Below are 7,747 nucleotides of genomic sequence, written 5' to 3' on the forward strand. Positions count from 1 at the left end.
GATTTGCAAATACGCGCCCCAAATATTTTGAGACTAGATTTAGCGAGATCCATTAGATGCTATCGAATCTGTATTGGGACTCCAAAAAGTATAGTGACTCGCGAATCATAAGGAGGGAACAAAGTAGTAGAGCCTCTCCTCTCAACATCGATTTCAATAAAATCCAATCATCAGTTTAAAGCAGTTCTTCCGTAACTCTATAAGCATAATGTCAGATATTGCTATGCTCTATCACGGACACGCGGAAGAATTACACCCCGCACATCGGGGTTTTGCTGAATCGTACGTGTTTACCCCGAGGTCTCGACAGCCGGCACAGCGTGAGCCCGTGAGAGCATCTCATTGCTGCTGACGACTCGACGAAGCTCTTCGTATGGATTGCGTCCCTGCTGGCGCCACGTCGCCAGCAGGGACAAGACCGTCTCGTGAACGAACATTCCTCGGTCATTGCGGAGCGTTCCGATGATTTTCCGGAGAACTACTGGCTCACGAAGCGCGTTCTCTGCGGCATTGTTTGTCGGAGAGACCGCTGGCTCACCGACGAAGGTGAGCCAGTGGTCAAGACCTCCTTCGATCTTCCCGAGCAGTGTTGCCACTGGTCCGTCGGGTACTGACCGTTCAATCAGCGATTCAAGCTCTCTTCGCGCCACACGCTGGAGGTCTGCTCTCTCACGAGGACTTGGGTCGCTCTCCAGCCGGGCCTGGAGAGCGACGTACACCTGTCTGAGAGCGTGGTAGATCGGTTCACCTTCTGCCTGCTTTTCGGCGGCGTCTTCAGCCTCTCGAAGAATATGCGCCCAACACCGCTGGAGGTTGCTGCTGAAAGCTGGGTACGCCGTCCACCCGTCACAGATGACCGTTCCCGCGAAGTCCTCGCCGAGGACTTCCGCGGGAACATCACTCCCGCGACTCTCTCTCACCGCGTATAACGTATGCTGAGCGGTCTTGAACGTCCAAATCCACGCCTGCTCACCGTCACGTTTGATGCCTGTTTCGTCGATGTGGACCACGTCGGCATCTTGGATCTCTCGACGGATCTGCTCGTACTCACAGCGACCGGCGCGCGCAGCGCGCTCGGTCGCGTGCCACGCGGATGCACCCGAGAGTTCGAGTTCATGCAGTTGCTCGAAGCGGTCAGCGATTTTCCGGTAGGGAAGGCGGTGATCGTACCGTGACAGAGCTGATTGAGCGATGACGTTCACCCCGAACTGCCCCTCATCGGGGCAGTCGGGGTGAGCCGCAACTGTCTCTGTTCCACAGGAATCGCACTGGTAGTAGTGGCGGTTGTACCGGGTGATTTCTGGGGGCTGCGGATCAGGGATCTCCTCGACGAGTCGGGGGCTGACGCCCACCGACTCGTCGAAGTGGTCGCCACACTCAGGACAACAGTCACAGGTGACTTCGATTTCTTCGTCGGGATCAGTTGTAGAACGCCACTCCGGGTCGTGACCGTCTTTTCGTCCGGGGGTGCCGCCGTCAGTTCGGACATCGTCGTCTTCGTCGTCTTGAGAGGTCGGGGACTCGTCAGTCCCCGACCGTCGCTTACTAGGCGGTGTATGTGGATTCTCGTATTTGCGAAGACGTGTTTCGAGTTCTTCGATTCGTTCGTCCTTCTGCTCGAGTTTCTCCTCCAACTCGTCGATTCGCTCTTCCATTTGGAGAAACCGTGAGAGAAGTTCGTCTTTGCTGAGGTCATCCCTATCCACTATGACCACCTCAGCGTTACCTCAGCAGGGTCACCGGGATGGTTTCCGAGCGGAGACCATCCCTGAAGAAGTTCAATTAGCCCTTGCTGAGGGTGCATATCTCCCCGATTGGTCGCCTGCTACGAGACAGTGCCGAAATTCACTGGGGCTAAACACGTACGCTGAATCTATTGACGCGGATATTGTGAGTGTCTCTAGTACTGGCCCCCATACCGCAAAATCGTTCTATCAAGAATTCGCACGGGGCTACTCAATTGGGAAGTACGATACGGTTATCGCAGAAGGCTCTCGACCCCTGTACACGGGGTTAATCCACAGGCTGATTTATGGGTCTAACCTCGTCTATCTGTGTGCCGATCATCGACTGTACGAACTCTGGAATAGTTCTGTTAATGTTGACTCTGCGTATGATTTCTTCAAATACGTACTCGGGGAATACGGGAAGCCAGTAGTTCGTACCATCGCACAGCGTGGCGTTGACGGTATTATCGCTGTCTCCGAGTTTGTCAAAGAGTATTTACGTCCGATCTTCGGAGATGCTGTCCCGATTCGAGTCGCTCACCCATACATTCAGCCCGACCTGTACGATAGGCTCAGTAGTATTGAGCCCAATTTTGGTCAAAAGAAAGCTGTCACAGTTGGGCGGCCAACATACTACAAAGGTGTGGATCTACTTGTGGATGCGTGGCCAGCAGTCCGAGAACAACATCCGAGTGCGGAACTACATATTGTCGGGAAAGGTCATCCCGAATCTTTTGCAGAGACCGCTGGTGTGACTGTCCGCGGCTTCGTCGAGGATCTTGTAGAGGTATACGCGAACGCGGAATTGTATGTACAGCCGTCTCGGATTGAACCTTTTGGTGTTGCAGTTCTTGAAGCTCTCAGGGCCGGCGTTCCTCCAGTGGTGACTGAATCGACAGGATCGCGCTCTGAGATCAAAGAGATCAATGATCGATTGATCGCATCAACCACAACTGATGGGCTAAGAAAGGTAATTAACTGGTATTTCGACTGTTCACGGGCGAAAAAAGAAGGGCTATCTTCGGCTAGCAAAAGACGAGGAGAGAAGTTTGAGTCTGAGTTCCGCAAGAAGTTGTTCCGGCAGGAATTACAATCCTCAGTACCTCACAAAGCATCCGGAGCTAACTGATGCTGGATCGTGAGTTACCGACGAACCAAAGCTGGATTTGTGTTCTGAAGATCCATTCCGACGACGAGAGACGGGAAGCCGTCGCGTCGGCGGCAATCGCCGCCGACAGCGACGGCGTTGCCACTGATCGGCAAGGCGTACTCGATTACTAGTTACCGGTGAAACCGGTCGTCCGGTGGACGATTCGCGGGGACGGACCGACGCACTGCGAGGGCCGTCCACGCTGCCCGGGTCACCATATCGATGAACTCTTCGAAGGGCCACCACCAGAGGCGACGCCCGCCTCGGCGGGGCGTCGCCACGTACTCCCAGTGCAAGAACCGCCAGACATTCTGAATCAGGAGGCTGAGAACAACGAACAACAGCCGTCTCGTGGGATCTTGCGTTGTCGTCGAGATAATCGTTGACTCGGAGAGGCGATAGCTCGCTTCGATCCCGAAGCGTTTGCTGTAGTGGGATCGAGCCTGTCGTGGCTCGTCGATGAACGGCGCGTCGACGGCGTAGCCGTGACGCGCCACCCCATGCTCATCGTATCGACCATTCTTGTAGGTACAGTCGATCATCACCGGAAATTCGACGGTCCACTCGTGTTCGCCATAGGACGTCGTGAGATCGTGAGTGATCTCACGACTCCAGCCCTGGGTGAGTTCGGTCTTGATCTTCTTGCCCCACGAAATGACCGGGACGATGTACGCGAAATTGTGCGCTTGGAGTAACGTGAGACACTTCCCGTCGTAGAAGCCGCTATCGAGATAGACCGCTTTGACGTCGAACTCGAAGCTATCGATCAGTCCAAGAAACTCGGCGAGGACATCGCTGGCGGTGTCGCCGTCGGTGAGACGGCGCACCGCCAAGGTGTATCGCTTGTTGTTCACGCGTGCGTAGAGCGTGGCGTAGGCGTGGAACGCAGTCGTTCCTGCTTTGGCCTCGTTGTAGTAGAGGCCGTCTGTCTCGTCTTCGTCACCGTAGTAGGGCCGCAGGTGGAGGTCAGCAGCGACCTCCACCTGCTCAGGGAGGGTTTCGAGAACATCCTGTTGGAGGAGCGTGTTCCCGGTAGATTCGACGGTTTCGAGGTCGAACTTGGTCCGGAGATGATGAAGAACACCGTTGCCAGAGGGAGCGTCTTCGCTCTTCTCGCAGAGGGTGGATATCGAGGTCCCGTCGGCGGTCGCGCCGACGAGGACCTCGAAGATGTCCTCTGGGTCGATTTCTGCGTTCTCACCAAGATCTAGCGTGAATGCGCTGGTGAGAACGTTGACGAGAAAGTTAAGGAGCTGGTCTTCGTGGATTTCACTGTCCGCTTGCTCTGTTTGTTTGGTCACAACTCAGCAAGCGGACTTCTCAACTAACGGCTTTGTGAAGTACTGAGTGTTGAATGCTTCAGCACAGGCTGATTGTTGTCAATCCAGCTTCTACCAAATCGACATCTTCGAGAACTTCAGTAGCGACATCAACCAACTCGCCAGCTTCAATATGCGAATACTGTTCCCGACCATCTCCTCTGAATTGTCGAGATATCGGGCAGCCACAGTGTACCCAAATGCCCTGACGAGGACCTCTTCCATTCCCCCGCCGACAGCCGTGTGGTGAGAGGTAGTCGGCTCTGTTGAAACCCTTCTACACTGACATCCAGAGAGGCGTTCTTCTGACCGTTCACAAGCAAAGCGGCCGGAACTCGCGTCTATATGCAATCGCAAGACGGTAAGAGGGTTTCAACAAGGCCAGGTAGTCGTGTTTCGGATAGTCGATGTCGATCTCGGCAGCCTCTGAGAGTCGCTGGGGAATCGACCGTGCACTGTCCGTCGTGATCGACGGCGGCCGAATGTCCTCATCGGAGGCTCACTCACGAGACGCACCCCTGCGGTCATCCGCGTCGCTGAGAACGCGATTGAATTATGCGTCGATCTTCGACTGATGTACTGTCTCTAGATGGTTACGTCCCTCAATCTCCGTCTGCTGGGGCCTCAGTGGTGACCTTGTTGAGGTCAACTCTAGAGTCCGTGAGAGTCGTCTCACGCCACGTCCCGCGTCGATACCATGCGAAGGCGATGATTGCCCCCGCGACGTTCGAGATGGCGAACGACAGCCAGATGCCGGGTTCTCCGAGCGGTCCGGCAGCGACCCACGCAATCGGGAAGCGGATGACACCGAGCATCAGCACGGAGATGGCTGCGGCTGTGAGCGTCTTTCCAGCACCCCGGAAGCTGCCCTGTTACCATCAGCTGTCCGTACCACCTGTCGGGGGATTCGTACAATACTTCCCGGACGAACGGTAGATTGGCCTCGTCCGCGTCACTGAGCACCTGCTCAAGGTGGCACTCGATCTGTGCGGAGTGGACAGATGCCGAGTCAGCCATTGGTATCAGTCATCACCTGCTGTTGCTTCAACACTTGTTTCGTCGATGTCGACTTTTGATTCGGTCAGGTCGCTCCTGCGCCACGTGCCGCGCTGGTACCACGCGTAGGCGATGATTGCTCCGGCGATGTTCGAGACCGCGAACGACAGCCAGACACCCGTTTCTCCGAGCGGGCCTGCGGTGATCCACGCGACCGGGAAGCGAATGACACCGAGCGTCAGCACGGAGATCGCCGCCGCAGTGAGCGTTTTCCCAGCCCCCCGGAAACTGCCTGTGTACGCCCGCATAATGCCCATAAACCCGAACGTCAGTGCGACGTACCGAATGAACTCCGCTCCGATCTCAATTACCTGGCCGGCGTTCGCCTGGTCTGCACCGACGAACACCGAGACGATGGGTTCAGGGAACAGGAAGGCAGCGATTCCCGCGACCGTGAGGAGCCCGAAGAGAACTTTCGCCGCCAGCCCCGCCGCCTGCGCGGCTCGGTCCGGTTTGTCGGCCCCGATGTTCTGGCCGGTCATCGTTTCGACACCGCGGGCGACGGCGAGGGCGGGGAGGAAGGCAACTGAGAAGACACGCGTGCCGATGCCGTACGCGGCGACGACTGTGTCCGGAAACATCGCAACGATGACCAGCAGGAGGTTCATCGACAACGCTCGGCCAGTCCCTTCGATGGACGCGGGGAGGCCGATGCGAACGAGCCGGCGGAGATACGAGAGGTCCGGGACCATATCTCGGAGGTGGATCTGGACGCCTCGGTTACCGCGGAACATGATCGCCAGGCCGACGACCAGTGCGAGCGCACGCGAGAACACGGTGGCGATGGCCGCGCCCTGAATACCGAATTCCGGGAACGCGATAGTCCCGACGAGCGGCGCGTTCTCGACGACTGTCCACCCGAAGATCAGGAACGGGTCGATGATGATATTGAGTACGACCGACCCAAACATGACGAGCATCGGGGTGATAGTGTCGCCATATCCGCGCATGAGTGCGACGAAGACGGCAAACCCGAACATGAACACGAGCCCGAGCGAAATGACTTCCATGTAACTCGTCGCCAGCGGCAACACGTCTTGCGACGCGCCCATCAGGCCAAGGAACGTGTCGACACCGAAGTACCCGACGCTGCCGAGAAGGATTGATGCGATGACGGCGAATGTTACGGTTTGGGAGGCGGCGTACTCGGCTTCACGTTCCTCATCCGCACCGGTGAATTGTGCGACGAGGACGCTGCCGGCGACTGAAATCCCCATCCCGAGCGAGATGAGCAGGAATACCATCGGGAACGCGAAGCTGATCGCGGCGAGCGCGTCCGTACTGTACTGGCCGAGCCAGAACGTGTCGGCGAGGTTGTACGCGGTCTGGAAGAGGTTCGTGACGACGATCGGCATCGACAGGAAGAACAGTGGCTTCCCGATGCCGCCCGACGTGAGGTCGAACTCTTCGGGGCCTTTGAAGAGTGAACTGAGACGGCGTAACAGCCCCATTACTGTGCGACCTCCGCTTGCTCGTCGGCGAGCAGCTGTCGTTCGATGTATCTGGTCATCGTGTCGTAGAGTTGGTCAGAGGAGGGGTTGATGGCGACGTGGCGAGTGTGTGCGCCGGTGATCGTCGTTGCGAGGTATTCTGCATCGTGGACTGGATTGATATTATCGTCGAATTCGCCGGTGTCCACGCCAGATGCGAGTATTTCTCGCAACTGTTCGATCAGGAACTCGTCGAAGTCGGTGAGGCGTTCCTGGAGAGTCGAATTGTACGGGGCTTGTGCTGTCAGTTCGAGCATCGCGGTTCGGAATGCTCTCAGCGACGAGTCGGCGTCGGTCGTGAGTAAAACCTGGAGGAGCGCTTCAAGCTGTTCACGCGGCGTGTCACCGTCGTGTGAGTTCACGCGGTCGGTGAACCGCTCGTACAGTTCGTCGAGGAAGGCAACGAACAACTGGTCTTTGGAATCGTAGTGATAGTGGATCGATCCCTTGCTCGTGTCTGCTTCAGTAGCGATATCCTGCAGGTACAGCCACGGAACGTGACGATTCGTATTCACACGACGGCGCCGGGGTACTTATAAATGTTCCGGCGGTGGTCGATTAGATATCGTCACGCTGCGTTACAGCACTCGTCGCCGTCTGGTGATTCGCTAGATATATCTGTAGGGCGGCGGGGTGATAAATGTACGGGATTAGTCAAATAATGATATAATTACGGATGGGTGGGAGCGGATTTATGCGAGCTTCAGAACTGGTCGAAACGACAGTTACCAGGTGAGGCCTTCGTAGACGATTCCGTCTCTGCGATCGATCGCGCGGCGGCCATCGACGATAACGGGCGTAGCCATGGCGTCGAACTCCTCGTCGAGCGCGGTGATTTCCTCCCAGTCGGTGACGACTAGGGCGGCTGAGACGCCATCGAGTGCGGCTGCAGGGCTTTCTACGTACTGGATGTCGGGGAAGTGCTCGCGCATGTTCTCGGCAGCGATGGGGTCGTAGGCGACGATCTCGGCGCCGCGCTGTAGCAGCCCCTCGATGATGGGGATA

The 7,747-nt window shown here is 56.8% G+C and carries 6 protein-coding genes and 2 pseudogenes; 1 reads left to right on the forward strand and 7 read right to left on the reverse strand.

Annotation, left to right across the window (positions count from 1 at the left end; genetic code table 11):
• Positions 1–290: 290 nt before the first annotated feature.
• The gene (locus ACOZ32_RS00355) at positions 291–1,655 is read right to left on the reverse strand and encodes an IS66-like element ISH10 family transposase (protein ID WP_010890436.1); all 1,365 of its coding nucleotides are present in this window, start codon (positions 1,653–1,655) and stop codon (positions 291–293) included.
• Between the two features lie 52 nt (positions 1,656–1,707).
• Here ACOZ32_RS00355 and ACOZ32_RS00360 point away from each other — a divergent pair, with 52 nt between their 5' ends.
• Entirely contained in the window at positions 1,708–2,856 is a 1,149-nt protein-coding gene (locus ACOZ32_RS00360) for a glycosyltransferase family 4 protein (RefSeq protein ID WP_424334776.1), read from the forward strand.
• A gap of 152 nt (positions 2,857–3,008) precedes the next feature.
• Here ACOZ32_RS00360 and ACOZ32_RS00365 read toward each other — a convergent pair whose 3' ends face one another.
• The 6 genes and pseudogenes from ACOZ32_RS00365 to ACOZ32_RS00390 form a co-directional block, all read right to left on the reverse strand.
• Complete coding sequence (locus ACOZ32_RS00365) at positions 3,009–4,178, reverse strand: ISH3 family transposase (RefSeq protein WP_285255186.1); 1,170 nt, start codon at positions 4,176–4,178, stop codon at positions 3,009–3,011.
• Positions 4,179–4,236: 58 nt separating this feature from the next.
• Positions 4,237–4,424, reverse strand: a pseudogene (locus ACOZ32_RS00370) (hypothetical protein); the annotation flags it as partial.
• Between the two features lie 374 nt (positions 4,425–4,798).
• Positions 4,799–5,065 (reverse strand): annotated as a pseudogene (locus tag ACOZ32_RS00375) (MATE family efflux transporter); the annotation flags it as partial.
• Positions 5,066–5,218: 153 nt separating this feature from the next.
• Positions 5,219–6,703, reverse strand: coding sequence for an MATE family efflux transporter (locus ACOZ32_RS00380; RefSeq protein ID WP_424334777.1), 1,485 nt, complete (start codon positions 6,701–6,703; stop codon positions 5,219–5,221).
• The gene (locus ACOZ32_RS00385) at positions 6,703–7,257 is read right to left on the reverse strand and encodes a TetR/AcrR family transcriptional regulator (protein WP_424334778.1); all 555 of its coding nucleotides are present in this window, start codon (positions 7,255–7,257) and stop codon (positions 6,703–6,705) included. Before ACOZ32_RS00385 ends, ACOZ32_RS00380 begins: the two co-directional genes overlap by 1 nt.
• Before the next feature lie 210 nt (positions 7,258–7,467).
• On the reverse strand, positions 7,468–7,747 hold a 280-nt coding region (locus ACOZ32_RS00390), incomplete at its 5' end, for a UDP binding domain-containing protein (RefSeq protein WP_424334779.1).

Source organism: Halobacterium sp. MBLA0001, from assembly GCF_049705385.1.
Classification (GTDB): domain Archaea; phylum Halobacteriota; class Halobacteria; order Halobacteriales; family Halobacteriaceae; genus Halobacterium; species Halobacterium salinarum.